This window comes from Collinsella aerofaciens (assembly GCF_040915545.1).
GTDB lineage: Bacteria > Actinomycetota > Coriobacteriia > Coriobacteriales > Coriobacteriaceae > Collinsella > Collinsella aerofaciens_BE.
In genome coordinates this window covers 1-24,485 of the sequence record NZ_JBCPDH010000024.1, presented here as the reverse complement: position 1 = coordinate 24,485, position 24,485 = coordinate 1, and the positions used below count along the sequence as shown (strand labels likewise).

General features: G+C 59.6%; 23 protein-coding genes and 1 tRNA gene. 15 read left to right on the top strand and 9 right to left on the bottom strand.

Features of this window, described 5'->3' with window-relative positions:
- Positions 1 to 121: 121 nt before the first annotated feature.
- Together hisI and hisE are read left to right on the top strand one after the other, a co-directional pair.
- Positions 122 to 451 carry a phosphoribosyl-AMP cyclohydrolase gene (gene hisI / locus AB5202_RS07785; RefSeq protein ID WP_006235892.1) on the top strand — a complete coding sequence of 110 codons (330 nt, stop codon included), beginning with the start codon at positions 122 to 124 and terminating at the stop codon, positions 449 to 451.
- 46 nt (positions 452 to 497) lie between these two features.
- The gene (hisE, locus tag AB5202_RS07780) at positions 498 to 815 is read left to right on the top strand and encodes a phosphoribosyl-ATP diphosphatase (RefSeq protein ID WP_006235893.1); all 318 of its coding nucleotides are present in this window, start codon (positions 498 to 500) and stop codon (positions 813 to 815) included.
- 147 nt (positions 816 to 962) lie between these two features.
- Here the strand turns inward: hisE and AB5202_RS07775 are convergent, their stop codons facing one another.
- Positions 963 to 1,874 carry a PHP domain-containing protein gene (locus AB5202_RS07775; protein WP_368144137.1) on the bottom strand — a complete coding sequence of 304 codons (912 nt, stop codon included), beginning with the start codon at positions 1,872 to 1,874 and terminating at the stop codon, positions 963 to 965.
- Between the two features lie 339 nt (positions 1,875 to 2,213).
- Here AB5202_RS07775 and larC2 point away from each other — a divergent pair, with 339 nt between their 5' ends.
- The 6 genes from larC2 (at position 2,214) to AB5202_RS07745 (ending at position 7,616) form a co-directional block, all read left to right on the top strand.
- Entirely contained in the window at positions 2,214 to 2,699 is a 486-nt protein-coding gene (gene larC2 / locus AB5202_RS07770; RefSeq protein WP_368144136.1) for a nickel pincer cofactor biosynthesis protein LarC2, read from the top strand.
- 55 nt (positions 2,700 to 2,754) lie between these two features.
- Complete coding sequence (gene yfcE / locus AB5202_RS07765) at positions 2,755 to 3,303, top strand: phosphodiesterase (protein WP_368144135.1); 549 nt, start codon at positions 2,755 to 2,757, stop codon at positions 3,301 to 3,303.
- A 2-nt stretch (positions 3,304 to 3,305) separates the two neighbouring features.
- Positions 3,306 to 4,166, top strand: coding sequence for a nucleoside triphosphate pyrophosphohydrolase (mazG, locus tag AB5202_RS07760; protein ID WP_368144134.1), 861 nt, complete (start codon positions 3,306 to 3,308; stop codon positions 4,164 to 4,166).
- A 189-nt stretch (positions 4,167 to 4,355) separates the two neighbouring features.
- On the top strand, positions 4,356 to 5,645 hold the full coding sequence (gene eno / locus AB5202_RS07755) for a phosphopyruvate hydratase (protein WP_161144569.1): 1,290 nt from the start codon (positions 4,356 to 4,358) through the stop codon (positions 5,643 to 5,645).
- A 187-nt stretch (positions 5,646 to 5,832) separates the two neighbouring features.
- Positions 5,833 to 6,594 (top strand): hypothetical protein, encoded by a 762-nt coding sequence (locus AB5202_RS07750; protein WP_229028219.1) that lies wholly within the window; start codon positions 5,833 to 5,835, stop codon positions 6,592 to 6,594.
- Between the two features lie 20 nt (positions 6,595 to 6,614).
- Positions 6,615 to 7,616 (top strand): Ppx/GppA phosphatase family protein, encoded by a 1,002-nt coding sequence (locus AB5202_RS07745; protein WP_368144133.1) that lies wholly within the window; start codon positions 6,615 to 6,617, stop codon positions 7,614 to 7,616.
- Positions 7,617 to 7,734: 118 nt separating this feature from the next.
- Here AB5202_RS07745 and AB5202_RS07740 read toward each other — a convergent pair whose 3' ends face one another.
- The 3 genes from AB5202_RS07740 to AB5202_RS07730 all read right to left on the bottom strand — a co-directional run bounded on the left by AB5202_RS07740 (position 7,735) and on the right by AB5202_RS07730 (position 10,250).
- On the bottom strand, positions 7,735 to 9,036 hold the full coding sequence (locus AB5202_RS07740) for an ATP-binding protein (protein WP_368144132.1): 1,302 nt from the start codon (positions 9,034 to 9,036) through the stop codon (positions 7,735 to 7,737).
- A 474-nt stretch (positions 9,037 to 9,510) separates the two neighbouring features.
- Positions 9,511 to 9,595: transfer RNA gene (locus AB5202_RS07735), tRNA-Leu, on the bottom strand.
- Between the two features lie 31 nt (positions 9,596 to 9,626).
- A complete protein-coding gene (locus AB5202_RS07730; RefSeq protein WP_368144130.1) occupies positions 9,627 to 10,250 on the bottom strand; it encodes a hypothetical protein in 624 nt (207 codons plus the stop codon).
- 163 nt (positions 10,251 to 10,413) lie between these two features.
- Between AB5202_RS07730 and AB5202_RS07725 the strand changes: the two genes are divergently transcribed.
- Together AB5202_RS07725 and AB5202_RS07720 are read left to right on the top strand one after the other, a co-directional pair.
- Positions 10,414 to 10,701, top strand: a complete 288-nt coding sequence (locus tag AB5202_RS07725; protein WP_006235903.1) for a PTS sugar transporter subunit IIB — start codon at positions 10,414 to 10,416, stop codon at positions 10,699 to 10,701.
- 11 nt (positions 10,702 to 10,712) lie between these two features.
- Positions 10,713 to 11,087, top strand: a complete 375-nt coding sequence (locus AB5202_RS07720) for a VOC family protein (protein ID WP_138113389.1) — start codon at positions 10,713 to 10,715, stop codon at positions 11,085 to 11,087.
- Between the two features lie 75 nt (positions 11,088 to 11,162).
- Here AB5202_RS07720 and AB5202_RS07715 read toward each other — a convergent pair whose 3' ends face one another.
- The 3 genes from AB5202_RS07715 to AB5202_RS07705 are packed head-to-tail and all read right to left on the bottom strand — an operon-like array spanning position 11,163 to position 13,782.
- Entirely contained in the window at positions 11,163 to 12,458 is a 1,296-nt protein-coding gene (locus tag AB5202_RS07715) for a sensor histidine kinase (RefSeq protein ID WP_368144128.1), read from the bottom strand.
- Positions 12,442 to 13,221, bottom strand: a complete 780-nt coding sequence (locus AB5202_RS07710; RefSeq protein WP_006235907.1) for a response regulator transcription factor — start codon at positions 13,219 to 13,221, stop codon at positions 12,442 to 12,444. The genes AB5202_RS07715 and AB5202_RS07710 overlap by 17 nt, the downstream gene beginning before the upstream one ends.
- 18 nt (positions 13,222 to 13,239) lie before the next feature.
- Positions 13,240 to 13,782: a UBA domain-containing protein gene (locus tag AB5202_RS07705; protein ID WP_161144563.1), complete on the bottom strand. Its 543-nt coding sequence runs from the start codon at positions 13,780 to 13,782 to the stop codon at positions 13,240 to 13,242.
- A 329-nt stretch (positions 13,783 to 14,111) separates the two neighbouring features.
- On the opposite strand from AB5202_RS07705, the gene AB5202_RS07700 reads away from it, so the two are divergent.
- Complete coding sequence (locus tag AB5202_RS07700; RefSeq protein ID WP_195544831.1) at positions 14,112 to 14,507, top strand: (deoxy)nucleoside triphosphate pyrophosphohydrolase; 396 nt, start codon at positions 14,112 to 14,114, stop codon at positions 14,505 to 14,507.
- Positions 14,508 to 14,546: 39 nt separating this feature from the next.
- Here AB5202_RS07700 and AB5202_RS07695 read toward each other — a convergent pair whose 3' ends face one another.
- Positions 14,547 to 17,423, bottom strand: a complete 2,877-nt coding sequence (locus AB5202_RS07695; protein WP_368144126.1) for a DEAD/DEAH box helicase — start codon at positions 17,421 to 17,423, stop codon at positions 14,547 to 14,549.
- 382 nt (positions 17,424 to 17,805) lie between these two features.
- Here AB5202_RS07695 and AB5202_RS07690 point away from each other — a divergent pair, with 382 nt between their 5' ends.
- From AB5202_RS07690 to AB5202_RS07680, 3 genes are all read left to right on the top strand, one after another.
- Positions 17,806 to 19,101, top strand: a complete 1,296-nt coding sequence (locus AB5202_RS07690) for an ATP-binding protein (RefSeq protein WP_368144124.1) — start codon at positions 17,806 to 17,808, stop codon at positions 19,099 to 19,101.
- Between the two features lie 286 nt (positions 19,102 to 19,387).
- Positions 19,388 to 19,627 (top strand): hypothetical protein, encoded by a 240-nt coding sequence (locus AB5202_RS07685; RefSeq protein ID WP_217750790.1) that lies wholly within the window; start codon positions 19,388 to 19,390, stop codon positions 19,625 to 19,627.
- Between the two features lie 85 nt (positions 19,628 to 19,712).
- Entirely contained in the window at positions 19,713 to 20,438 is a 726-nt protein-coding gene (locus tag AB5202_RS07680; protein WP_346981920.1) for a metallophosphoesterase family protein, read from the top strand.
- 15 nt (positions 20,439 to 20,453) lie between these two features.
- Here AB5202_RS07680 and gluQRS read toward each other — a convergent pair whose 3' ends face one another.
- Complete coding sequence (gene gluQRS, locus AB5202_RS07675; RefSeq protein WP_346981921.1) at positions 20,454 to 21,464, bottom strand: tRNA glutamyl-Q(34) synthetase GluQRS; 1,011 nt, start codon at positions 21,462 to 21,464, stop codon at positions 20,454 to 20,456.
- 507 nt (positions 21,465 to 21,971) lie between these two features.
- Here gluQRS and AB5202_RS07670 point away from each other — a divergent pair.
- The gene (locus tag AB5202_RS07670; RefSeq protein ID WP_368144123.1) at positions 21,972 to 23,918 is read left to right on the top strand and encodes a DUF2207 family protein; all 1,947 of its coding nucleotides are present in this window, start codon (positions 21,972 to 21,974) and stop codon (positions 23,916 to 23,918) included.
- The last annotated feature ends 567 nt before the right edge of the window (positions 23,919 to 24,485 follow it).

Below are 24,485 nucleotides of genomic sequence, written 5' to 3'. Positions count from 1 at the left end.
CCGACCTTCCGGCTCCAACCCTCCTCGCGTACTTAAGTACGCGTCGTCGGGCTTGTCGCTCGGAATCTCGGGCACCTGGACAACCCTCGCCGACCGGCGATGTTTAAATTGGGGAATTGAAATGAGAGAAATTACTACTCCAGCGGATCTTAAATACGACGCCAAAGGATTGATTCCTTGTGTGGTTCAGCAATATGACACCGGCGAGGTGCTTATGGTTGCTTGGATGAACGAGGAGTCGGTGGGGCTGACGCTCAAGACCGGTACCACGTGGTTTTGGAGCCGCAGCCGCCAGGAGCTCTGGAACAAGGGTGCGACGAGCGGCAATATGCAGGAGGTCAAGGAGCTCTGGGCCGACTGCGATAGCGATACGCTGCTGGTCAAGGTCGACTCGCCGGGTCCGGCCTGCCATACCGGCAACCGTACCTGCTTCTTTAAGAAACTCGCGTAGGGCGGGCGCTCGACTAGGCGCTTGGCCAACCAGAAAGGATTGAACCATGGGTGTGCGCACCGCGAATGTTCAGGATGGAAATATTGGCGAGACGCTGACGGGGCTGGCCGAGGTGATCCACGGCCGTCGCGACGCGTCGCCGCAGGAGAGCTATACCGCGCGTCTGCTGACCGACGTCGAGGATGAGCTGCTCAAGAAGCTTGCCGAGGAGGCGAGCGAGGTGATCATGGCCTGCAAGGATAACGATCACGATCATATCCGCTACGAGGCCGGCGACCTGGTCTACCACCTGCTCGTGACGCTCGAGCGCTACGGTATCACCCTCGACGAACTCGCCGGTGAACTCAACGCCCGCCGCCACTAGTCATTGGGGACGTTCTTAAACGACTAGTCGTTTGGGACAGTCTTTGTTGGTGTAACGGGGTCATGGAAGTTGCGGTGAAATAGGGACTGTTTAAGCGCTTCATCAGGCAAAACAATCCCTATTCCACCGCAACTTATGAAGGGATGGCTAGTCGAGGGGTGTGGGTTCCCATTCGCCGGTGGGGTGGGGGATGTCGAAGGTTCGATAACCGCAGTCGTAGGCGTGGGCCTGGGCCTCGCGGATGCTCCAGCAGATATCGCAGGCGCGGTGCGCGTCCGAGCCAAAGGTGATCGGCACTTCGGCATGGGCAAAGCAGCGCAAAAGACCGGTTGCGGGGTAGTAGTCGTCCAAGCCCTTACGCGGTGCGGCCGTCGAGACCTCAACGCGGCGGCCCGTATCGTGCGCGCACTCGGCCATCTGCTGCCAAAACGGTGCGGGGTCAAAGTCGGGCGCAAAGCCTTCCTTCGAAAAGCGCATGACCAGGTCGGGGTGAGCCATTACATCAAAGTTGAGCGGGCTCTCGCAGGCGCGGCACCAGTCGTCGACATAGCGCTCCCACACGCCGCGTACCCCCAGGTTTTCCCAAACGTGCAGGTTGGTGTCGTCGTCGATCCAACCGCAAAGGGAATCGGGTGTATCGGGACGAGCGACGTTTTCCGTTCCCGCCGTACCCGCGGCGCCGGCCATGATATCGCCTGGGTTACCAATCCAATGCACACTGCCCAGGCGCACGACGGCGCCTCGGGACCAGCGCTCGACCAAAGGCTCGCAGCCCTCGTACCAATCGCATTCAAAGCCATAGATAAGCTCAAGCTCCGGCGCGATCTGCGCAGCGAGCTTGCGGGCGTTCTCAAATGCCAGACGATGCGCCGTCAGGCCGCCCTCGACGACCTGCACCTCGCAGTTGGCGTCCATGCTGGCGGGCAGGGTGAGGTGGTCGGTCGAGACCATGACGCGGCAGCCGGCCGCAGCGGCGGCGCGAACGTTGTCCTCAAACGAGGCATGGCCGTCCGAAAACGAAGTATGGGTGTGGCAATCGACCAGCGGGCATGCGGGCATGGCAGCTCCTTTGCGTCAAGCGAATCTGCTCCATTGTAATGGCGCGGCCCCCGATGCGACGAGCGCGCCGGGGGCCGAAATCGACTGGAAAGGACGGGTGGCGTGCGGAGGTCGCCACGCAGCATCGGCCCCGCTCCAAAACGTGTACGTCAGCCTCCAAAACCGACAAAAAATGACATGTTTGGAGGCTGACGTACACGTTTGGCTGAGGCGGTGGAGTGTCGGTTTCTTGCGGACAAGGAAAATCGCGCTCATCGCGCGCCGCCACACTTGCGCCGCCCGCGATGTGCTAGCGTTTGGATGAACAAAACGAGCCCGCGCGGAAAGGATCCGGACCGTATGCAATGCGATAGCAAATCTCCGCTGTCCCGCGAGACCGATGCACCCGAAACCATCGTCAAGCTGGAATGCGACATCGACGACGCGTCGCCCGAGGTGCTCGCCTACGCCGCCGACCGCCTGCGCGAGGCCGGTGCGCGCGAGGTGCACTGGCTGCCCGTCTATTGCAAGAAAGGCCGTCCCGGCTGGCAGCTGCAGGTGATCTGCTCGCATGAGGATATCGAGCGCCTGCAGACGATCATCTTTTTGGAGACCACGACCAACGCCATTCGTCGCCAGGTGATGGAACGCGTTTGCCTGCCACGCCGCTTTGAGCGCGTAACGACGCCATGGGGCGAGGTATCCGTTAAGGTGGCGACCCTGCCCGATGGCAGCGAGCGTGCAGCGCCCGAGTACGAGGACTGCGCCCGTCTCGCTCGCGAGCATAATGTGCCGCTCCAGCGCGTGATGCAGGCGGCACAAGCCGCGGCACTGCGATTTGAATAGCGCGGCCGGTGGCACGCCACGCCCAGTCCCATCAACCCCACCCGAAAGGACCACCATGAAATACCTCATCGCTTCCGACATCCACGGCTCGGCATACTGGGCCGAGCGCCTGGTCGCCGCCATCGAATCCCAGCAGCCCGACCGCATCGTGCTGCTGGGCGACCTGCTCTACCACGGTCCGCGCAACGACCTGCCGCGCGATTACGCCCCCAAGCACGTGATCCCGCTGCTCAATGCCCTGGCCGACCGCATCATCGCGGTGCGCGGCAACTGCGACGCCGAGGTCGACCAGATGGTGCTCGACTTCCCCGTCATGGCCGACTACGCCACGCTGTTCGACGAGACCGGCCGCGAGCTGTTCCTGACGCACGGCCATGTCTTTGGCGCCGGCATGCACAACAGCGTCGACCACGCGCCCGCGTTGCCCGAGGGCTCCGCGCTCGTCTACGGTCATACGCACATCAAGGTCAACGAGGAAAGCGCCGCGCACCCGGGCCTGTGGCTCTTCAACCCCGGTAGCGTGAGCATCCCCAAGGACGGCTCGCACAGCTACGGCATCTACGAGGGCGGCGCGTTCCGCCACGTGGTCATGGAGGAGGAGTAGCCATGGCACAGCACATGGCTCAGCAAAATGCCGAGGGCTCGCGCGATCTGTCTACGCTGGTAGACGCGTCGGCCGAGCTGCAGCATCTGGTGCAGACTATCTGGCGCTTGCGTCAGCCCGACGGCTGCCCGTGGGACCGCGAGCAGACGCATCAGAGCATCGGCAAGAACATGATCGAGGAGGCCTACGAGGCGCTCGACTGCATCGAGGCGGACGACGCGGTTCACCTACGCGAGGAGCTGGGTGACGTACTCATGCAGGTAGTGCTGCATGCGCAGATTGCGGCCGACGCCGGCGAGTTTACACTGGCCGACGTGGCGCGCGATATCGATGCCAAGCTCATCCGTCGCCACCCGCACGTGTTTGGCGATTCGGATGCCGAGAGCTCCGACGAGGTGCTCAAGATTTGGGACGAGGTCAAGCTTGCCGAGAAAGCCGCCAAGGACAAGGCCGTGGCGGCAGGCGAGGCTGCGCCCGAGGGCCTGCTCGACGGCGTGCCCACGCATCTGCCGGCGCTGATGCAGGCGCAGAAGGTGTCGCGCAAGGCGGCTGCCGTGGGCTTTGAGTGGGAGACGGTCCAAGACGTGTGGGACGAGGTCGCCGAGGAGCGTGCCGAGTTTGAGGCCGAGGCCCCCGGAACGCCCGAGCGCGAGATGGAGTTTGGCGACCTGCTCTTTGCCTTGGTCAACGTCGCGCGCAAAGAGGGGATCGACGCCGAGAGTGCCCTGCGCGCCAGCACAGCAAAGTTCCGCCGTCGCTGGGCCGCGATGGAGCAGATGGCGTCCGACGCCCACGTGGATCTTGCCGAGCTTTCGACCCACGGCCTCAACGACCTGTGGGATGCCGCAAAGGCGGAGGAGTAAGACTGCGGGAACGACGGGCTGACACGCCTCATCGTTTCCGCTAAATTTTTCGAAAATCAAGTGTATCCCTCGGCTAGCTTAGGGCATAATGCAAAAAGTGCGACATGGCTAACTTACGGAGACGCACCGATGGTGCACGGTCAGCCGGTCGCTTGCATCCACTACGTTTCCAAGTGAGAGGGAGACAACATGAGCGATATTTTGGACGTTTACGGTCGCGAGGTGCTCGACAGCCGCGGCAATCCCACCGTCGAGGTCGAGGTTGTGCTCGAGGACGGTAGCTTCGGTCGCGCGATGGTGCCTTCGGGCGCTTCGACCGGTGCCTTTGAGGCTTGCGAGCTGCGCGATGGCGACAAGGGCCGCTATCTGGGCAAGGGCGTCTCTCAGGCCGTCGAGCACGTCAACAACGAGTGCGCCAATGCCGTCGTCGGCCTCGACGCCTTCGACCAGCGTGCCGTCGATGCCGCGCTGATTGCCGCGGACGGTACCCCCAACAAGACCAAGCTCGGTGCCAACGCCATCCTGGGCGTGTCGCTGGCCGTTGCCCGCGCCGCTGCCGAGTCGGCGGGCCTGTCGCTGTACCAGTACCTGGGCGGCGTCAACGCTCACCTGCTGCCCACGCCCATGATGAACATTCTCAACGGCGGCGTGCATGCCGACAACAACGTCGACTTCCAGGAGTTCATGATCATGCCGGTGGGCGCCCCGAGCTTTGCCGAGGGCCTGCGTTGGTGCGCCGAGGTCTACCACACCCTCAAGGGCGTGCTGCACGAGGCCGGCCTGGGCGGCGGCGTGGGCGACGAGGGCGGCTTTGCCCCCAACCTTAAGACCAATGCCGAGCCGTTCGAGTACATCACCAAGGCCGTGGAGAAGGCCGGCTTTAAGCCCGGCATCGACTTCATGTACGCCATGGACCCGGCCTCGACCGAGTTCTACAACGCCGAGACCGGCATGTACGAGCTCAAGGGCGAGGGCGTGGAGTACACGAGTGCCCAGATGGTTGATTACTGGGAGAAGCTCGTGGACACCTATCCCATCATCTCCATCGAGGACGGCATGGCCGAGGAGGACTGGGACGGCTGGGTTGAGCTCACCCGTCGCATTGGCAACAAGGTGCAGCTGGTGGGCGACGACCTGTTCGTCACCAACACCGAGCGCCTCAAGAAGGGCATCGAGCTGGGTGCCGCCAACGCGATCCTGGTCAAGGTCAACCAGATCGGCACGCTCACCGAGTCGCTCGAGGCCATCGAGACCGCCAAGGAGGCCGGCTACGCTTGCATCGTGAGCCACCGTTCCGGCGAGACCGAGGACTCCACGATCGCCGACCTGGTCGTGGGCGTCAACGCCGGCCAGATCAAGTCGGGCGCCCCGTGCCGCAGCGACCGTATCGCCAAGTACAACCAGCTCATCCGCATCGAGGACGAGCTCGAGGGCAGCGCGCGTTACGCCGGCAAGGCCGCGTTCTACAACATTCGCTAAACAAGTGGTGCTCGCGGGGGGCGGGGTTGACTCGGCTCCGTTCCACTTCTGATGGCCGCCATTGGGCGCTGGGCCATATGGCTCAGCGCCTTTTTTATGTCGAGCAAAGGCTGGCGAAGGCGGTGCGGGCGCTCGTGCTATAACTAGAATACTTAGCGCAAACAAACCTCAACCGCACAAGGCGCACATGGATCAGATTTACGACAACAGGTACTATTCCGCCGGTTCGCGTGAGCCGTCGCCTCGCCGTGCGCGCACGGTGCAGCTCGGTGGGTCCGCCTACGCCGGCGCCGACCGCTCCATGCAGCGCCCGACAAGTACCTCGCGCCCCAATGCTCAAGTGAATACTTCGACAGATGGACCAGTGCGCCCGGCACGTTCGTCGCATGCTCAGCGCTCGTCGGCTCAAACGCACGATAGGTCGAGCAGGCCTTCGAACCGTTTTTCGGGCTCGGACTTTATGCACTACGCCAACGACAACGCGGTGGTCAAGGCGATCTACGACTTTACCCACGGTCCTCAGCGAGGGCTATTCATCGGCATTGTCGTTGCCCTGGTGCTCGTGAGCCTGTATTTCCCCGTGCGCGATCTGTACGTGGCAAAGCGTTCGAGCGATATCTTGGCCAAGCAGGTCGAGATTCGTCAGCAATACAATGATGAGCTGCAAAAAAGCGTCGACAAACTGCTCTCGGAGGAGGGCATTAAGGATGCGGCGTCCGAGGATCTGGGCCTGGTGATGCCCGGCGAGAAGAGGGTTGAAGTGCAGGGCCTGGACGACGATTCGGATTCGTCTTCGAGCAAGAAGTCGTCGAACGCCAAGAAGGCCAGCGAAGTTGCCAAGGAAATCGAAGAAGTCGGTAAGGACGCCCCGTGGTACATCCAGGCGCTCGACATGCTGTTTGGGTTTAACGGTGTCGAGGGCCAGACGGTCGTGTCCAACGGCAAATAGCGCCCGGAGGGGAGCCCGCAATGGCAGATTGCAAACGATATAAGGTGGCGGCGATCGATCTGGGAACGGTGTCGTCGCGACTGGTGCTGGCGCAGGTCGAGGGCGGGGCGATCGTGGAATCGTCCAAGCATACCGAGATCACCGACTTGGGCGAGGGCGTGGACGCGACGGGCCGCTTTTGCGAGGCGGCCGTTGAGCGCGTACTCGCCGCATGCCGCATGTTTGTGGACGAGGCGCGTGCCTTTGGGGCCGCGTGCATCTGCACCACATGCACGAGCGCCGCGCGCGATGCGTCCAATGCCGCGCTGCTGCTGGACGGCCTGCGCGATCTGGGGCTTGAGCCACAGGTGATTCCGGGCGAGGTCGAGGCACGCCTGACGTTTTTTGGCGTGGCGCACGACTTTGCTGGCGAGCGCATCATTGTTGCCGATTCGGGCGGCGGATCCACGGAGCTCGCGACGGGCGTCTATGCACCGGAGCGCGGCATCTTCGCTCTGGAGGGAACGCGCTCGCTGGATATCGGTTGCCGCCGCGTGACCGAGCGGTTTTTCTCGACGCTGCCGCCTGCGGACGGCGAGCTTGCTGCCGCTGCCGCGTGGGCAGGTGAGCAGTTCGCCGCCTATTTTGAAGGCCTGCCCAGCGACTTTGAGCGCGCCGAACGCCTGGTCGCCGTGGGCGGCACCGTCACCACGCTCGTGGCGCTCGTTCATAAGCTGGAACCGTACGATTCGAGCTTTGTGCACCTGCGCGAGCTTTCGCTGGATCAGGTTTCGGCCGCTATCGAGCGCATGTCTGTGTTGGATGCGGACGGCATCGCCGCTCTACCGGGTGTACAGCCCAAACGCGCGGGCGTGATCTTGGCGGGCGCCGTGGTGATCCGCGAGCTCATGCGAGCCGGCGGCTACAAGACGCTCACTGTAAGCGAGAACAGCCTACTCGCCGGCATGGCCGCCACCATCAACGAGGTTCTCGACGGCGCGACCCCCACCATCGCCTGGGTCCCCAGCCTCAGCGCCCTCTAAATAAGTTGCGGTGAAATACGGACTAAAATCGCCCTTTCGGGCACCAAACAGTCCCTATTCCACCGCAACTCAACAGTCGGCACCTGGGGACAGTCCTTGCGGGGCGTCCCCACAGCGCCTATGCCAGCTTGTCGATTTGCCCAATCTCCCAAAGCGGAATATTGACGAGCATGCCCTCGTCTCTATATGCCGCCAGGGAGCTCCTCACGCAACGCTCGAGCTTGAATTTTTCGCAGGCTATTTTCAGACTCTTCGCTTTAAGGTTCTCTGCCGCCTTGACCTCAAGCGGAAGCACGGTTCCCGCATGGTCGATGGCAAAGTCGGTTTCGGCATTGCCAGAGGTAGAGGACCAATACGCGGGAGTTTTGTCCTGGAGCAAAAGCTCCTGCGCGACGTATTGTTCGGTCAGCGAACCTTTGAACTCGGTAAAAACAGCGGATCCGTTAAGAACGATGGCCGGAGAGAGACCGGAGAGCGCTCCGAGGATGCCGGTGTCGATGCAGAACAGTTTGAAGCCCGAGAGGTCTTCGTAGCTCGAGAGCGGCGCCTTTAGAGCGGAAACACGTGGCACCTTATGAACGATTCCGTAGTCCGTGAGCCACTGGAGGCTTTCCTCGAAATCGCGTGCGCGCGCTCCGGGGCGAAGGGCGCCATAGACAAACTTCTTGTTCTCTTTGGCAAGCTGGCCGGGAAGGGATTTCCAAACCAACCTCATGCGCTCGATGATGCGGGCGGGTGCATGTTTGCCAAAATCGGATTCGTAAGCCTCGATGATTTGCTGCTGAAGCCTTCGGGCTTCGATGAAGTCGCGTGTCTCGGCGAAAGCGGAGACAACTTCGGGCATACCGCCGACAACAAGGTATTCCTTGAGCAAGTGTTCGAGCTTTTCGGTAACGTTTGCTAGAAGGTTCATGTCTGCGGCAAGGATGGCGTCGGCGAGCGGGTCGCCGTCGACGGCACGAACGAACTCGGCGAACCCCATGGGACGCATGGTGAGCTGGTCGATTTTGCCGACGGGAAATGACTCGTTTTCGCGTCGGAGCGCGAGGCCAATATAGGAACCGGCTGCTACGATGTGGTATTCGGGTGCAAGCTCGTTGAAGTACTTGAGCGAGGTGATCCCGCGCGGGGCCTCTTGGATCTCGTCGAAGATGATGAGCGTGTCTGCTGGCGTTACAGTTTGGCCACGTAGGAGTTCTATCTGGGAGATGATGCGCTTGGGGTCGAGGTCCCCATCGAACAGCGAGCGTGTGCTCGGCTCGAGCATAAAGTCAAAACGAATGACGTTTCGATACTGCTGGCTTGCGAATTCGTTAAGAAGCCAAGTCTTTCCTGTCTGGCGGGCTCCCTTAAGCAAGAGAGGTTTGCGATTCGTCCTTGATTTCCAAGCGATAAGTTCGCTCATAAGCTGTCGCTGCATATTGCCTCCCAACCCTCTCGGTTAGTATAAGGCCATTTGGGTGTTTCCATCGGAAAATGTGCGAGACAACCACGTTTTTCCATCGGAAAATGTGCGAGACAACCACGTTTTTCCATCGGAAAATGTGTAAATACCAACCTAAGTTGCGGTGGAATAGTTCCTAAATGGGCTGATAAACTGCCAAAACAGGACCTATTCCACCGCAACTTAGAGCCCCACCGGCGTGTAAAAGAAACGAGCCCGCATCCCTGGGGGACACGGGCTCGAAAGCTCCATATGGTAGGGGCGGTGGGACATCCGCGCATTTGCTGCGCAAATACGCACCGGCTTCGGCCGCCTGTCGGCGCCCTCGCCGGCTCGCTACGGACGCTGCGCGTCCGCTTAACGCTCGCCCCCTCGCGGGTTCGAGTCCCACCGGCATCTAAAAGAAGCGAGCCCGCATCCCTGGGGAACACGGGCTCGCAAGCAATCATATGGTAGGGGCGGTGGGACTCGAACCCACAATCCTTGCGGCGAGAGATTTTAAGTCTCCTGCGTATGCCAATTCCGCCACGCCCCCGTGAGACTAGAAGTCTAGCACAAGCCGTCCGTTACGCGTTGACGGCCATCGAGTGTTGGCCCGACTTCTCCAGGAACTCCTGGAACTTGGCTTCGTCGCCCTTGTTCTGGTACTGCAGGGCCAGCAGGTACTCCAAGCGGCAGCGCTTGACCGGGTCGTCGCCGACATCCTCGAGCATGTGCTCCAGCTCGGGAATGTCGTTGTGGCGCTTGAGGATCATCGTGTCGTACATCAGCTGGCACTCGTGCGCAACTGCCTCGGCCTGACCGCCCTCAAAGCCCTTGATCTCGTGCAGCAACTCCTTGGACTTTTTGCGGTCCTCCTGGCCAACATAGTAGTTAAAGGCTTTGATCACCAGGTCGACGCGCTGCATCTTGGGGAGGTTGAGCCCCAGCAGCAGGTCGAACATCTCGCTGGCACGCTCGTGGTCCTCGCGCAGCAGATAGGAGTTCAGGCGCAGGTAGTCGCGGTTGTAGCGCGGGTACAGCATGCTGGTGAGTTTGCCGTCGAGCAAACGATCGAACTCGTCCCACTGCTTGGCGGCCATCAATTGCTGCAGGCGTTTAAACGTGGTGCGTTTTTTGACGCTAAAGAACACCGACACGGCGATGCAGATGATAACGACGGCGGTCCAGAGTGTGCGGGAATCGGGCATATTAGGGTCCTTAGTCGCTCATAAAGCGAGCGGTATGACAACACGTACTAGATGTATTATACGCAGCGCGCAAGCAAACTGGCATAAAAGCTCATCGAGGCCGAGTGCCATCGCTCGCTGCGGTACACTTACCTAAAGTAAACCATGAAGGGAGACATTACCTATGAAGAAGATCGTTTTGGCTTGCGGTGCTGGCGCTGCTACTTCCACACTCGTTGCCCAGAAGGTCGCCACCTTGCTCGACGCCAACGGTTACGCCGACAAGTACGAGATCGTGCAGTGCGCCATCTCCGAGGCCAAGGACTACTGCGACGAGGGCGCCGACCTGCTGATCGCCACCACCGTTGCCCCCGAAGGCCTCACCTGCCCGTACGTGAGCGGCGTGCCCTTCATGACCGGCATGAACCGCGTCGCTGCCGAGAAGGCCGTTCTCGACGTCATGGCTCAGTAGGCACTGCCTGTATGAGTGAGCAGAACGTCAACCCGGTCGAGCTCTTTGGCATGCGCGTTGCCCATGTGGGCATTAACGCCGCCGACCCGGCAGACGCCCTGGAGATCGCGGAGCTGTTCTCGACGATGATGGGCCTGCCTGTTATCGAGACCCCGGTTTCGTACTTCAACGATTCGCTGGTCGAGGTCATGAAGCAGAACGGTCGTGGCACCAAAGGCCACATCGGCTTTGCCGTTAACGACATCGATGCAGCTGAGAAGTGGTTTGCCGAGCGCGGGCTCGAGGTCAACGAGGAGTCGCGCGCGCTGCTACCCGACGGTGGTACCAAGCTCGTGTACTTTAAGCGCGAGTTCGCCGGCTTCGCCGTGCACCTGTGCCGCGAGTAGCGCACAAGCTGTCATAGCTAGCAAAAAGGGATAGGGCTGCGTGGCCCTATCCCTTTATTTATGCCGAGGGGCTTCCTACCGCGGCAGGCGAATCGTAAAGCGGCTGCCGACGCCCTCGACCGAGGTCACGCCGATGACGCCGCCGTGGCTATCGACGATCCACTTGGCGATGGCGAGCCCCAGGCCCGAGCCCTGCGCTCCGGCATCGCGCGCGTTGTCGGCGCGGTAGAACCGCTCGAACGCGTGAGCTGCGGATTCCTGGTTCATGCCGATGCCCTCGTCCTCAACGCTTATGTCGATCGTGCTCGCGCCCGCATCCGGCGCTATGCCAAATGTGACGGTCGTGCCCGCGTCCGAATACTTGGCGGCGTTTTGCACGATCACGCGCAGAGCCTGCTTCACGAGCGCGACATCGACGGACGCGTCGCAGCGCGGGTCGCTGATAAGCGCAGCGTCAAAGGCCAGCCGATACGTGTGCCCGGCATCGATCATCTGCGATTCTTCGCAAACCTCGCCGACCAGTGCAGCCAGGTTGGTATGCGCACGCCGCAGGACCGTGCGCCCGGCATCGCCGCGCGCCAAAAACAGCAGCTGCTCCACGAGCTCCTGCATGTGCTCGCTTTCGGCCTTGAGGGACGCGATGGATTCCGCCAGCACGTCCGGGTCGTCTTTGCCCCAGCGGTCGAGCATGTTCACGTAGCCCTGAATCACCGCGATGGGCGTGCGCAGCTCGTGGCTTGCATCGTTGACAAAGCGCATCTGCTGCAGCTTGGCCTCTTGCATCTGGCGCAGCAGGCGGTTGAGTGCGACCTCGATGCTTGCCAGGTCGGCGTCGCCGGTGGTGACGCTCGGCGAGTCGACGCTCGCGCGCTCGATGGCTTGCTCCAGCGTTTCCATCTTGCCGCCGGAGAGCTGCATGCGGCCGAGCTCGTCCACGCGCAGGGCCAGGTCGTTGAGCGGCGCCATGGTGCGGCGCACACGGCGAGCGCCGCCGAGCATATCGAGCATGCTGATGACCTGCCAACCTACAACAACGATATAGAGGGGCCAAAGTGCGATGAGGTCCTGCGCGAGGGGGAAGGTCTTGGTGGTACGCGCAAGCTCGACGGTATAGGTGAGCGTTGTCAGGTCCCAGCCGCGCGCGGGCTTCAGCGACATGCCGCGAACGGTGGCGCCGGGGATCCATCCTGCGGTAAACGCGCTGTCGGGCAGTGTCTGGTTGTATCCATAGACGAGGATCGCCGCCGCAATCACCACCAGCAACAGATCGAGCCAGACGTAGCTCATCAGGCGGCGCCACATATAGCTCCAGTTGATGGCGCGGGCGATGGAGGTGACGCGCTTGGCCTCGGCGTTATGCGCGGCAGACATAGCCCACCCCGCGCACGGTCTGGATGATGCGGGCGCCGCCGGCGTCCTCGATCTTGGCGCGTAGATGCGCGATGTGCACGTCGACGTTGTTGGTGTCGCCCATGTATTCGTAGCCCAGCGCTTCGTGCGCGATGCGTTCGCGCGTGAGCACGGTCTCGGCATGCGCCATAAGCAGGGCGAGGACATCGAACTCGCGGGCCGTGAGCGCAATGGGCGAGCCGCCGACCGTGACTTCGCGGCGGTCGGGGTCGAGCGCAACCGAGCCCACGGCGAGCGTGGCGGGGGAGAGCGAGGCGGAAACCTGGGTCGAGTCACTGACCGGGGGCATCGCAGTGGCGCCGACACCCGTGCCGCCTGCCGCGCCCGTCCCGATGCCGCCAACGCCCGAAGCCGCCCGCACGGCCTCCGAGCGCTTCAACGCCACGCGGATCCGTGCGAACAGCTCCTCAATCGCAAACGGCTTGGTCAGGTAATCGTCGGCGCCGGCATCGAGCCCGGCCACCTTGTCCATCACGGCATCGCGCGCGGTGACCATTATCACCGGCACATCCTTGTGCTTGCGGACGCGCCGCAGGACCTCCATGCCGTTGAGCTGCGGCAACAGCACATCGAGCAGAATAAGATCGTAGTTGCGCTCCAGCGCCAGGTCCACGGCGGTGCGGCCATCGGCGGCGTGTTCCACCTGGTAGCCCTCGTGCTCCAGCTCGAGCGTCACAAAGCGGGCGATTTTCTCCTCGTCCTCTACGATCAGGATCCGTGCCATGCGTGCCCCCGTTTGCGATTACTTGTCGTCGTTCAGATTTTGCTTGATGTCGTCCGCGGCGTCGGCGGCGTGATCCATAAGGTTGTTGATGCTGCCGGGCACGTCGCCGTCGCTATCGATGCGGTAACGCATGCCAAAGAACAGGCCGATCAGCATCAGCCATATCGTGGCGCCCCAGGCAAACAGGGCGATGATGGGGATCAGGATGGGGATGTTGAGGATGATTGCATCGCGGCGCGTGGCGATAAACTTGGTGTCCAGGCTCAGGCGGAAGAGCTTTTTGAGGTACTCCCACACGCTGTCCATCTTCTTGGAGAAGTCGGTCTTTTCGCTCGACTTCTCGTAGGCGGCCTGCGCGGCGACCATCTCGGCCGAGGGTTCGTCGACCGGCGCGGACTCGGTGGCGGCGTGCGCCGACGTGGTCTGGGTCTTGCCTTGCGACTCGAGCCAAATGATGGCGTCCAAAACGTTGCCGTCGGCGGCGTCGAGCGCGGCCTTGGCATCGGTGTAGCTCACATTGCACTTGGTGCGGATGGTTTCAACTTTTTCGAGGTCGTCCATGACCTGTCCTTTCGTTCGATGGGCGCGACGCTGGGCGATTTGCCCGGGCGCGAGCGTTGCGTTCGGCGGCCTGCGTTGCGCGGTGCCCCGCCCTTGGTCGAACTCTATGGTGCAGGTTATAGATTAAGCGATTCTTGAGCCAAGATTAATGTTGGATGAGTTTTTGGGTGGCGGTGGGAAAAGTATTAGACCTCGATAGCGGAGGATGGGGTGCCTGTGCAAAACGGCGTCAAGGGTTGGTCGAGTGGGCGGTTTTCAGGCGACTGGGACATGGCGGGCGGTCGATCACCTATACTGGTTGGGCTCAACTGGAGAGGTGATGACTAGTTATGAAATCAATCAATGTTGCAGCAGCGATTATTCAGAAGGATGGAAAAATCCTGAGTTGCCAGCGCGGCTATGGCGAGTTTAAAGACGGCTGGGAGTTTCCGGGCGGCAAGCTCGAGCCGGGCGAGACCGGCGAGCAGGCAATCGTGCGCGAGATTCAAGAAGAGCTCGAGGTCACGATCGGTAACCTTGACTATCTTTGCACGGTCGAACACGATTACGAGACGTTCCATCTGTCGATGCAGTGCTACCTAGCTACCATCCTTTCGGGGGAGTTCAAAGAGCACGCTCACGAGGACATGAAGTGGCTCGATACCAATAACCTGTGGGATGTCGATTGGCTTCCGGCGGACGTTAAAGTCGTTAGGGAACTCGAAAAGAAACTCGGGCTTAAGTAAGAAAGGAGCGGGCGCCGCATGGCGCCTCGCTCCTATTTGTTACTCGGCTTCACTAAGATCGCTGAGCATAAACTCGTAAATGTCCTGCCTCACGGGTGCGTTGAGCTCATATTCGATTTCGACGGCGTTGTCGTTGCTCTTAGTTTTAATAGCCTCGAACTCGCCGGTCGGATGCATTTCGCCTAAGAAATAGAACTCCTTGCCACCCTTATCGTCCTTGTTCTTTCGCATAAACAAATACGTCTTCAAGCCGTTTTCTGGCCATGCCTGCAGTCGCAGAATCTCGGGGGAGTTGAGCGTGCGGTTGTTCTTAGAGATTGCAACTAGCTTGCTCGGCGAAACAAAGCGGTCTTCATACTGAATTGACTCACTAATGTCGGGTGCCTTGTCATAGTTAATAAACACGGGGAATGTGTTGGTCTTTTCGTCGTAGAAGTAGCCGCCAAGATTTTGGCCGTTGATGTTCTTTTCCCAGTTCATCAAGCGGCAAACCTCTTCGTATGTGTACTTGGCATTGAGAACGAAATTTGTGTTCTCGTACGTCTCGGCATAGTCGAGTCGGTTGCGCGCAATGCCAAAATCCAGCACCTCGAGAATCTGACGCTTGAACTCTGCGTTGCGCAGGGCGCTCGCAAACACTTCGGTCAGACGAGGTCCGGTTCCGTCGTCAATAAGCAGGGAAACGAAATCCTTAGGAGTGGCAAAGTCGCCCTTAAGGACGGCGATTGCCGACCTAACGGCGCTGTCCTTAAGTTGTGCGCGGTAGTTCCTAAGCGCGGCCTCGCGCATATGTCGATAGCCCTCGTGTCCGGCTTCGACGAGCGTTTGAAGCAAATAGAGGTCTTCGAATCGCTTGCCCGCGGCGAGCTTTTGCGAAATAAATTTGAGAATCTTGGTTTGATCAGAGGAAAAATGGACTGTGTAGCCCGGCTCGTATTTGGAAAGAAATGCGTGGTAGGACCCCAGGCCGCTGTTCTTGAAGATAAGCAGCGGATCGATGGAGCCATTACGATCAAATTCGAGCAGCGATGGAATCTTGCCGAGTTTCTGGCGCAAGTCGAGATATTCGTTCTTCAAAAATCTGACGGAGGTAAAGTCGCCGCCGTCGATGGCCTTATAGATGCGAGCTTCGGAAATACGATCGAAGCTTACCGTTGAGCATCCGGGGATCGCCGAATCGCTCTCTTGGACGAGACGACGCAGACGGTCTTTGTTGTACGTCTTGTCACCCGAAAGCGCGATGGGCACCAAGAAGTTGCTCTGGTAATTGCCAATAAAATCTAGTACCAGTGCGTATTCCTTGCCATCATTCAGGCGCAAACCTCGTCCGAGCTGCTGAACAAAGATGATTGCGGAGTCGGTGCGTCGAAGCATGATGATCTGATTGAGCGAGGGGATGTCGACGCCCTCGTTCATGATATCGACCGAGAAAATGTACTCGAGCTCGCCGGCTTCAAGTTGGCTGATCGCGGCATCGCGGACTTCATCGGAATCTTGACCGCTAATCGCAGCCGTTCGATATCCGAGAACGTTGAATTTGCGCGACAGTTCTTCGGCCTCGGCGTTTCGATTGCAGAATATTAAGCCCCTGCGGTCGCTTTTGGCGACGCTATATTCTTCGATCTTCTCGGTGATGTGACGCACGCGTTCATCGGACGTCAAACGCCCGAACAGAGCGGTATCTTCGACCGTCTCATCGTCAATCTCCAGATCGTGAATGCCAAAATAATGGAAGGGGGCTAGCATCTCCTCGGACAAAGCGTCCTGCAGCGTGATCTGGAATGCGATGACGTGATTGAAAAGGGCAAAGACGTCGTAGCCGTCGGTGCGATTAGGCGTAGCGGTCATGCCAAGATAAAACCGAGGCGTAAAGTGCGACATGATGGATTGGTAGCTCTGAGATCCCGTGCGGTGGGCCTCGTCGATGACGATGTAGTCGAACTCATCGGGACGGAAATCGCTCAGATGTTTGGCGACCGAAGAACACATGGCAAACACGCAGGTGGCATTGCTTATATTCTTGCCAGTTTGATAGGTGTCGAACGTATAGGTACTACCTAAGAGCCGTTCATAGCTTACACGGGAGGCGTCTATAATGCGTCGGCGGTGCGCAAGAAAGAGGATGCGCCGGGGTTTAGTTGCGAGCACGTCGAATGCCGAAAGGAAGGTCTTGCCAGTGCCGGTTGCCGAGACCAGCAATGCACGGGTCTCGCCCTTGCGGTGGATTACGCCGAGCGCCTCAAGGGCGCGCTGCTGCATTTTATTGGGCTTGATTTCTTCGAGGTCGTTCGTGGTTGGGCTAACAGTTGCCTGGAACGTCGGTTTCGATTTGGGCTTTGAGGGATGTGCCGATCGATATGCGGCATAGTTCTCAATCCAGTCTTGGGAAAGCAAAACGGTTGAGGTGTCGTTCCACAACGAATTGAATTCGCCCCTCAGTTCGCCGAGTAGGCGGCTGTTCTCGACAGTCTGGTACAGCACGTTCCATTCTTTATTACAGGTGAGGGCGGTCTGCGTCATGTTCGAGCTGCCGACGATGACCGTGCTGGTTTCGCCCTTATCAAAAATGTATCCCTTGGCATGCAGATTACCCTGGAATACGCGAACTTCCATGTTGTCGTATTCCAGGAGCTTGCGAAAGGCATCGGGTGAGTTGAAGTTGAGATAGGTGGACGTGAGCAGCCTGCCCTTAATGCCACGCTGCTTGAGCTCCTGGAACGCCTCGACCAGGATTTGAAGGCCGCCGTCTGCAACAAAAGCTACGCAAAAGTCAAAAGAGCTGCAGGTTGAGAGCTGCTCCTTCATAACGGATAGTAGTGTTCCGCCTGTCGCCTTCGAGTTGGCGATGAGCTTGGGTGAATCGTTCTCGCGTGCAAGCGAGTCGAATTCAATATCAATCTGCTGCTGCGTAGTCATCCCGGCCAAACCTTTCGAAAGACTATGTTGGCGCCAGGATAACAGATCGATCGTTCGTGTTTTGGGCGTATGTGATTATTAGACTATCGGCTACTCAAGTTTGTGGCTGCGGCCTTGGTGCCGTGTCTTGCTGGGCCTTTCTCTATCTATATGTATGTGTTTTCGTCTTATAGGCTGCTGGGAGAAGTCCTGCCCCCAAGATTCCGCGCATGCCATGGCTCCGTGTCGGCCATGTGGCAAGCTGCTTGTCATAGCCTCGCCGGAATCCGACTGTAAATGGCCACGGACGGATATGCAGGTTCTTGTCGCTACGTGAGAAAAACTTGCAGAATTCGCAAGTTCTTGTCATGCTGTGAGAAAAACTTGCAGATTGGGGCGGGCGATGGATAAACGGATGGTCCCTAGAGATCGATATCTCGAGAAATTGATTGCCTTTCGTGATGCGGATGTCATCAAGGTCGTAACGGGTATGCGCCGTTGTGGCAAATCGACGCTTCTGGACATGATGCGCAAACATCTGGAGGATAACGGCGTTCCGTCCGAGTGTCTTTTGACCTTTAAGATGGAGTCGTTTGAGCTGGAGGGCGTGCGTGATTGGCGAGAACTCTACCGCCACGTCGACGGCCAAATGCCTGCGGGTAAAAGGTGCTATCTCTTCTTCGACGAGCTCCAGGAGGTTGCCGGATGGGAGAAGGCGATTAACGCACTTCGTGTCGACCGGGACTGCGATATATATGTTACGGGTTCGAATGCTTTTCTCCTGTCGTCTGAGATTGCGACCTTAATCTCGGGCAGGTATGTCGAGATTCGGATGCATCCGCTCACTTTTTCGGAATATGTCGACTTTCTTGGTCCGACTGACGTCACGAATAGGCTCGCTGTTTTTGGTCGGGAGGACATTGTTGCGCTCGACGATCTTCTCGACCGTTATCTTGTGTTTGGAGGCCTGCCGTTTCTCGCTGCTTCAAAACTGCCGGAGCAGGAAATGAAGGACTATATCTGGAGCACGTACCAAACAATCGTCGGGCGCGACATTTTGGCTCGCGAGGCGCGTCGGGGTAGACGGTCGGTGACGAGCAGGAGTGTGCTCGACCGCGTCACTTCCTACTTGGCCGATAACATTTCAAACCCGACATCAATTAACAAGATTGTTGGCACGCTGGCGGAGAACGGGCTGAAATCCTCGCATGGCGTCGTGGACACTTGTGTGTCCGCCCTTGAGGAGACCTATATCTTTTCGCATGCGCGCCGATTTGATATTAAGGGTCGGGACATTTTGAAGACCGGTGGCAAGTTCTACATTGAGGATCTGGGGCTTCGAGCTTTCTTGGATGGGTATCGCGGCAGCGACAGTGGGCGTGTTCTCGAAAATGCCGTTTACAATCGCCTTGTCTATGACGGATATCAAGTCTTCACGGGTCATCTTCGAGATGCCGAAATCGACTTCGTTGCAATCGGCGACGGCTCGGATCGTAAGTTTATTCAGGTTACAGAGTCGATTGACGAGGAGGCGACGCGTAAGCGCGAGCTGCGTCCATTTGAGCTCAGATCGCTCGAGAAGATTACCGGCGGTTACGAGAAGATCATTGTCGTTCGTCAGGGGAGCCATCCGACCGACATCGACGGTATCAAAATCGTTTCTGCAGTCGATTTCTTAATGGGTAGGCTTGGGGCTTAGGGCGTTTGAAGCGCGTCTGTTTCCTATGCCTAGCGACATTGCCGCAGCTCGTGATACCGCCGGCTCCTTCCTCTCCGTCAAGCGGCACCAACTCAGCTGATCCGTTGGGGACGGAGGAAAGCGGATCATTTTCGGCGCGCCGCAGGTGATACGAATCCTGCGGCGCGCTGTTTTTTGCGCGAGGGCTTTCAGCTGTGTCCGCGTGGCGTGGGAGACTTAATTTGCCGTCTTGGTCTGTCACGGCGGCGTGAATCAAAGCAACGGCCCTCTAAGGAGTTCGATATTGATGAGTGACAACACCAAGCACCTTGCAAAGAAGTGCGTCAAGGACGCGGGGCCGTGCCTCGCGTTGTGCCTTGCCGGCGCAGCGGTCGCGCTGCTGGCTGTTCTGGGGCCATTCGACGTGCTCCGAAGTGCCGTCTTTCTACACATTTGCATGGCCCTTGCCGGCGCCATGATGACCGGCGGCGTGCTCGATCTGGTTTTTTGGGTGCTTGACCCGTTTGGATGGAAGAACGAGGGGTAGGCCCCAAAGGATGGGAGGGCTGGAACGGTTAGCTTAGTGATCGTGCAGAATGTGGGCTAGCGACTTGCAGGGAAGTGGTAATCCGATGACGGTCTATGTGACGGGCGATATTCACGGCGGCGTCGACATGCAAAAGCTGCGCGACTGGGAGCTTGGGGATAGTCTGACGGGCGACGACTATCTGATTGTCGCGGGCGACTTTGGCTTTCCGTGGGATTTCTCTGCCGAGGAGTGCGCCGATATCGCTTGGCTGGAGTCGCGCCCCTATACCGTGCTGTTCGTCGACGGCAACCACGAGCGTTTCGATCACTGGGCGGAGCGTTCCATGGAGCTGTGGCACGGTGGGCTGACGCAGCGCCTGTCGGACACCTCTCCCATACGGCGCCTGACGCGTGGCGAGGTTTTTGAGCTCGACAACTCAACGATCTTTACTATGGGCGGTGCCACGAGCGTGGACAAGGAATACCGCATTCCGTATTCCAGCTGGTGGCCACAGGAGCTGCCGGACGAGCGCAACTTTGAGGAGGCACGGACAAAGCTCGACAGCGTGGGCTGGAAGGTCGACTACGTAATCACCCACACCTGCTCTACGCACATGCTTTCGCCCACGCTCTATCCGGCGCCCGGCTGGGATTGCCCCGGCGTTGATCGACTTACGGCGTTTTTCGATGAGCTGGAAGATCGCTTGGACTACAAGCGCTGGTACTACGGCCATTTTCATCGGGATGCCAACCCGGCCGAGCGCCACACCGTGCTCTACGACTGTATCGTTCGCTTGGGTGATGAACTCCAGCCCTGGGATGTTGCGTAGCGGCAAGACGTTTGGCTACTCGGCCGTTATGGTGATGTTTTTCCGGTGCGCGTGGATAACATCCCAGCTAAAGTGCTCGACCAATTGCTCGGCGGTGCGCGGCGTGGTGTCCGGCGCGATGCCTGTTTGCCCGGCGAGCCAGCCCAGCAGTGCCTCGGATGTGCCAAAGCGAGCGCGGAGCTCGCCCAGGTCCAGATCGCGGTCGCGCTTGGAAAGGCGGCGGCCGTCCGGTGACATGAGCAGCGGAATATGTGCGTAGTGCGGAGTGGGAAGTCCCAGCAGATGCTGCAGATAGATCTGGCGCGGCGTGGAGCCAAGCAGGTCGCATCCGCGTACGATCTCGGTAACACCCATGGCGGCGTCATCGACCACCACGGCCAGCTGATAGGCAAACACGCCGTCGCTGCGGCGCACCAAAAAGTCGCCGCACTCGGTGGCGAGCGCTTCGCATTGGGCACCATACGTGCGGTCCACGAATTCGACCACATCGTCTGCGAGGTCGTCGACGGCGGGCACGCGCAGGCGCGTGGCCGGGGCGCGCAGGGCACTGCGGCGGGCGACCTCCTCGGCAGAAAGGCCTCTGCAGGCGCCACGGTAGATGGGCGTGCCGTCGCTGGCATGCGGCGCGCTTGCGGTGTGGAGCTCGGCGCGCGTGCAAAAACAGGGGTAGGTGAGGCCGGCGTCCTGCAGCTGGTGCAGGGCGTCCTCGTACAGATCCAGGCGATCGTGCTGGTAGTAGGGACCTTCGTCCCACTCCAGCCCCAACCAGGCTAGGTCGTCGATGAGCTGGGCGGCAAGTTCCGGGCGCTTACAGCGATCGTCCAGGTCCTCGATGCGCAACACAATGCTGCCGCCCTGGCTACGGGCCGAAAGCCACGCGCATAGGCAGCTGAACACGTTGCCCAGGTGCATGCGGCCCGATGGCGACGGGGCAAAGCGCCCCACGACGGGCGCGGGAGCGGAGGCGGGCGGCGTCGTTGGCGCGTCCGCGGCGGGCGTTGCTATGTTGCATGCGTTGATATCCATGCGGACGAGTATAGCGCGGGGCGCGACGAGGAGGCGTCACTGTGGTCCGCAAGTTGTCGAGGCTCCGCATTGCGCATGGCGGGTCGCAGACTCGGCGCTTTGATTCCTGCCATCAACTCGGCACCTTAGACGACAGAAACCCCGGCAGCTCTTCGCAACTGCCGGGGTTTCCGCGGAAAAGGGGGACATGATCCTCGAGCGAACGGCAAAGGGGCAAACCGTTTTCGCTCAACTGCTTTATGCCCCTCGCTCGCCGGCTTAATCGGCTTACGCCGCGGCAACACAAAGCCGCTACACCTGTGACGGAGCTATGAAGTGGTATCTATTGCCGGAGCGGGCTATGCCAAGGAGTGTTCCAGATTGCCGGCAGATAAGGAATGTCCCCAGGTGCCGGCCGCGGGCGTGACTTTCATCCCGTTTGGCGCTCCGGTCGCCTAGATGTTCGTCATGCGTACCCGCAAACGTGGGACAATGGCGCTGTTGGTTTTACAGACAAAGGATGTGCCTATGAACACCCTCGCCGCCAAAGTCAGCCGGCAGCGCCGCCTGTTTGCGCGATTCGCTTCCGTCTGCGCGCTCGTTGCGCTTGCGTTGTTGCTGCTGCCTGCCGCCGCGCACGCCGACGGCTACTCCATGACCCAAACCTATATCGGTGCCACGGTCGAGGCCGATGGCTCGCTGAGCGTTGTCGAGGGTCGCCAGTTTGATTTCGATGACGACATCAACGGCGTGTTTTGGGAGATCAATACGGGTACCAACCAGCAGGGCGGCACGGCGGGCGTCGATGTGCTGAGTGTCGAGGAAGAGGACACCGCGTTTAACAAAGTCGATAGCGCGAACAAGGGCGACTCTGGCGTCTATACGGTCGAGCAGACCGGTGACGGCGTAAGGATTAAGGTGTTCAGCCCTCACGAGAGCGGCGACAGTGCAATCTACTACGTGAGTTATTCCATGACCGGTGCGGTCATGAACTGGGCCGATACCGCCGAGCTCTACTGGAAGTTTGTGGGTGACGGCTGGTCTGCGGACTCCGACGATGTCGAGATGGAAGTGTACTTCGCAAATGCCGCTGCCGGGACGGCGGCCGTCAAGGGCGATAACTTCCGCGCATGGGGCCACGGCCCGCTGACGGGCGATGTATCGCTCGATGCGGACGAACCCATGGTCACCTATACCATTCCCTGTGTGCATCAGGGCGAATTCGCCGAGGCACGCATCGCCTTCCCCGGCGACTGGGTGCCGCAGCTTGCCGCTTCGGGCGAAGAGCGCATGTCAACGATCCTGAGCGAAGAGAAGGAATGGGCCGACGAAGCTAACGCCCGCCGCGCTCACGCTCGCATGATTGCCAATGCACTTGCCGTGCTAAGTGTTGTTGCGGCGGTGGCCTTTACCGGCACAATCGTTATGCTCAAGCTGCGCAAGCGCAAGCCCAAGCCGCTTTTCCAGGACGAATATTTCCGCGATGTGCCCTCGGCCGACCATCCCGCCGTGCTTTCGGCCCTCATGAGCTGGAACGAGGTGCCCGATCAGGCATATATCGCCACACTGATGAAGCTGACCGACGACCGCGTGATCAAGCTGGAAGAAGCGACCGAGACCAAGAAGAAGGGTCTGCTCCGTCGCGAAAAAGAGGAGCAGACGTATCGCATCACAGTGACCGACGAGGCCTGGAAGGCTGCCAAGAAGGACGGCATCGATCGCGATGTGCTCAAGGTCTTCTTCGCCGGCGTTAAGCCCGATAAGGACGGAGTCCGTTCGCGCACGTTTAGTGAGCTGGAGGAGTACGCTAGCGAGCGTACCACATCTGTTGGCGACAAGCTCGAGGACTATCAGAGCACAGTTAAGGGCAAGCTGGAAGCGCGCGAGCTTATAGCATCGGATGGCACTATCGCGATGGTGGCCGGCCTGGTTCTCGGCATCATCATTGTCTTTGGCATTCTGGGCTCTCTGTTCTATACCGACTTTGCGGACGCCAACGTCGGTGCCGCTATGATCTCGATCCCCGTCACGATCGTGGGCTTTGTCCTGAGCTGCACCTTCCGCCGTTACACGCCGGAGGGCGCCGAAGTGGCGGCTCGCTGCAAGGCGCTTAAGCATTGGCTCGAGGACTTTACGCGCCTGAAGGAGGCCATCCCCAGCGATCTGATTCTGTGGAACAAGCTGCTGGTGATGGGCGTTGCCCTGGGCGTTTCGAAAGAAGTGCTGCGACAGCTGGCCGAGGCCGTGCCTGCGGACCTGCGCAACAGCGACGATTTCTACGACAACTACCCCTGCTACTGGTGGTATTACCATCACTACGGCAACGAGTCTCCGCTCGATTCGTTCAATGATGTGTATCACGAGACCATCCGCGAGCTGGCTTCGAGTTCCGATAGCTCGAGCGGCGGCGGTGGCGGTGGCTTTTCCGGTGGCGGCGGTGGCGGCGTCGGCGGAGGAGGCGGCGGAACGTTCTAGCGAGCGCTTGCTTTGGGGTGGATCTTTCTGGGCGGTTGCCAGGGAAGATCCATCCCATTTTTGTGCATCGAAACGGGCCATGCTTTCCGCTGCGGACCTTCGCACAAGGGGCAGTGGGCAAAAAATGCCAAATATGAGTACTGTTGCCTAAATTGTCACATTTGTTTGTACTAAAAAATGGACTCCTAACGATATTATTTCTCGTTAGGAGTCCATTTTATTGTACATTTGGGGAGATACGTTAGTTCATCTGACGCGTCGAGACGCCTAAGAGACCCGAGAAAGCCGAATTGCGCTGCAGCTAAAAAGGTAACAGTACTCATATTTGATGTTTTTTGACCACAGCTATTTGCAGGCCCCCTATAGGGCGATGCCAACGAGGGCTTCGGCGGCCGTTTTGCTCAAGACTGTTCCCAGCGACTAGTCATTTAAGAACGTCCCCAATGACTAGGTGTGGTTGCTGCCAAGGAGTGTCCCGGGGTGCCGGCATAGACGATATGAGCAGGACATAAAAACATTGAGAGCCCCTGCTGCATGAAAGACCGCGGATTAGGCCGACAATGGTGA

Excerpts from the sequence above, each read along its gene's own strand:
- AB5202_RS07670 (WP_368144123.1), top strand. The coding sequence starts at position 21,972 with ATGAACACCCTCGCCGCCAAAGTCAGCCGGCAGCGCCGCCTGTTTGCG.
- mazG (WP_368144134.1), top strand. The coding sequence starts at position 3,306 with ATGGCACAGCACATGGCTCAGCAAAATGCCGAGGGCTCGCGCGATCTG.
- AB5202_RS07705 (WP_161144563.1), bottom strand. The coding sequence starts at position 13,782 with ATGGACGACCTCGAAAAAGTTGAAACCATCCGCACCAAGTGCAATGTG.
- yfcE (WP_368144135.1), top strand. The coding sequence starts at position 2,755 with ATGAAATACCTCATCGCTTCCGACATCCACGGCTCGGCATACTGGGCC.
- AB5202_RS07685 (WP_217750790.1), top strand. The coding sequence starts at position 19,388 with ATGAGTGACAACACCAAGCACCTTGCAAAGAAGTGCGTCAAGGACGCG.
- AB5202_RS07750 (WP_229028219.1), top strand. The coding sequence starts at position 5,833 with ATGGATCAGATTTACGACAACAGGTACTATTCCGCCGGTTCGCGTGAG.
- AB5202_RS07715 (WP_368144128.1), bottom strand. The coding sequence starts at position 12,458 with ATGTCTGCCGCGCATAACGCCGAGGCCAAGCGCGTCACCTCCATCGCC.
- AB5202_RS07700 (WP_195544831.1), top strand. The coding sequence starts at position 14,112 with ATGAAATCAATCAATGTTGCAGCAGCGATTATTCAGAAGGATGGAAAA.
- AB5202_RS07695 (WP_368144126.1), bottom strand. The coding sequence starts at position 17,423 with ATGACTACGCAGCAGCAGATTGATATTGAATTCGACTCGCTTGCACGC.
- AB5202_RS07745 (WP_368144133.1), top strand. The coding sequence starts at position 6,615 with ATGGCAGATTGCAAACGATATAAGGTGGCGGCGATCGATCTGGGAACG.
- AB5202_RS07720 (WP_138113389.1), top strand. The coding sequence starts at position 10,713 with ATGAGTGAGCAGAACGTCAACCCGGTCGAGCTCTTTGGCATGCGCGTT.
- AB5202_RS07725 (WP_006235903.1), top strand. The coding sequence starts at position 10,414 with ATGAAGAAGATCGTTTTGGCTTGCGGTGCTGGCGCTGCTACTTCCACA.
- eno (WP_161144569.1), top strand. The coding sequence starts at position 4,356 with ATGAGCGATATTTTGGACGTTTACGGTCGCGAGGTGCTCGACAGCCGC.
- larC2 (WP_368144136.1), top strand. The coding sequence starts at position 2,214 with ATGCAATGCGATAGCAAATCTCCGCTGTCCCGCGAGACCGATGCACCC.
- hisI (WP_006235892.1), top strand. The coding sequence starts at position 122 with ATGAGAGAAATTACTACTCCAGCGGATCTTAAATACGACGCCAAAGGA.
- AB5202_RS07690 (WP_368144124.1), top strand. The coding sequence starts at position 17,806 with ATGGATAAACGGATGGTCCCTAGAGATCGATATCTCGAGAAATTGATT.
- gluQRS (WP_346981921.1), bottom strand. The coding sequence starts at position 21,464 with ATGGATATCAACGCATGCAACATAGCAACGCCCGCCGCGGACGCGCCA.
- AB5202_RS07740 (WP_368144132.1), bottom strand. The coding sequence starts at position 9,036 with ATGCAGCGACAGCTTATGAGCGAACTTATCGCTTGGAAATCAAGGACG.
- AB5202_RS07730 (WP_368144130.1), bottom strand. The coding sequence starts at position 10,250 with ATGCCCGATTCCCGCACACTCTGGACCGCCGTCGTTATCATCTGCATC.
- AB5202_RS07710 (WP_006235907.1), bottom strand. The coding sequence starts at position 13,221 with ATGGCACGGATCCTGATCGTAGAGGACGAGGAGAAAATCGCCCGCTTT.
- AB5202_RS07775 (WP_368144137.1), bottom strand. The coding sequence starts at position 1,874 with ATGCCCGCATGCCCGCTGGTCGATTGCCACACCCATACTTCGTTTTCG.
- hisE (WP_006235893.1), top strand. The coding sequence starts at position 498 with ATGGGTGTGCGCACCGCGAATGTTCAGGATGGAAATATTGGCGAGACG.
- AB5202_RS07680 (WP_346981920.1), top strand. The coding sequence starts at position 19,713 with ATGACGGTCTATGTGACGGGCGATATTCACGGCGGCGTCGACATGCAA.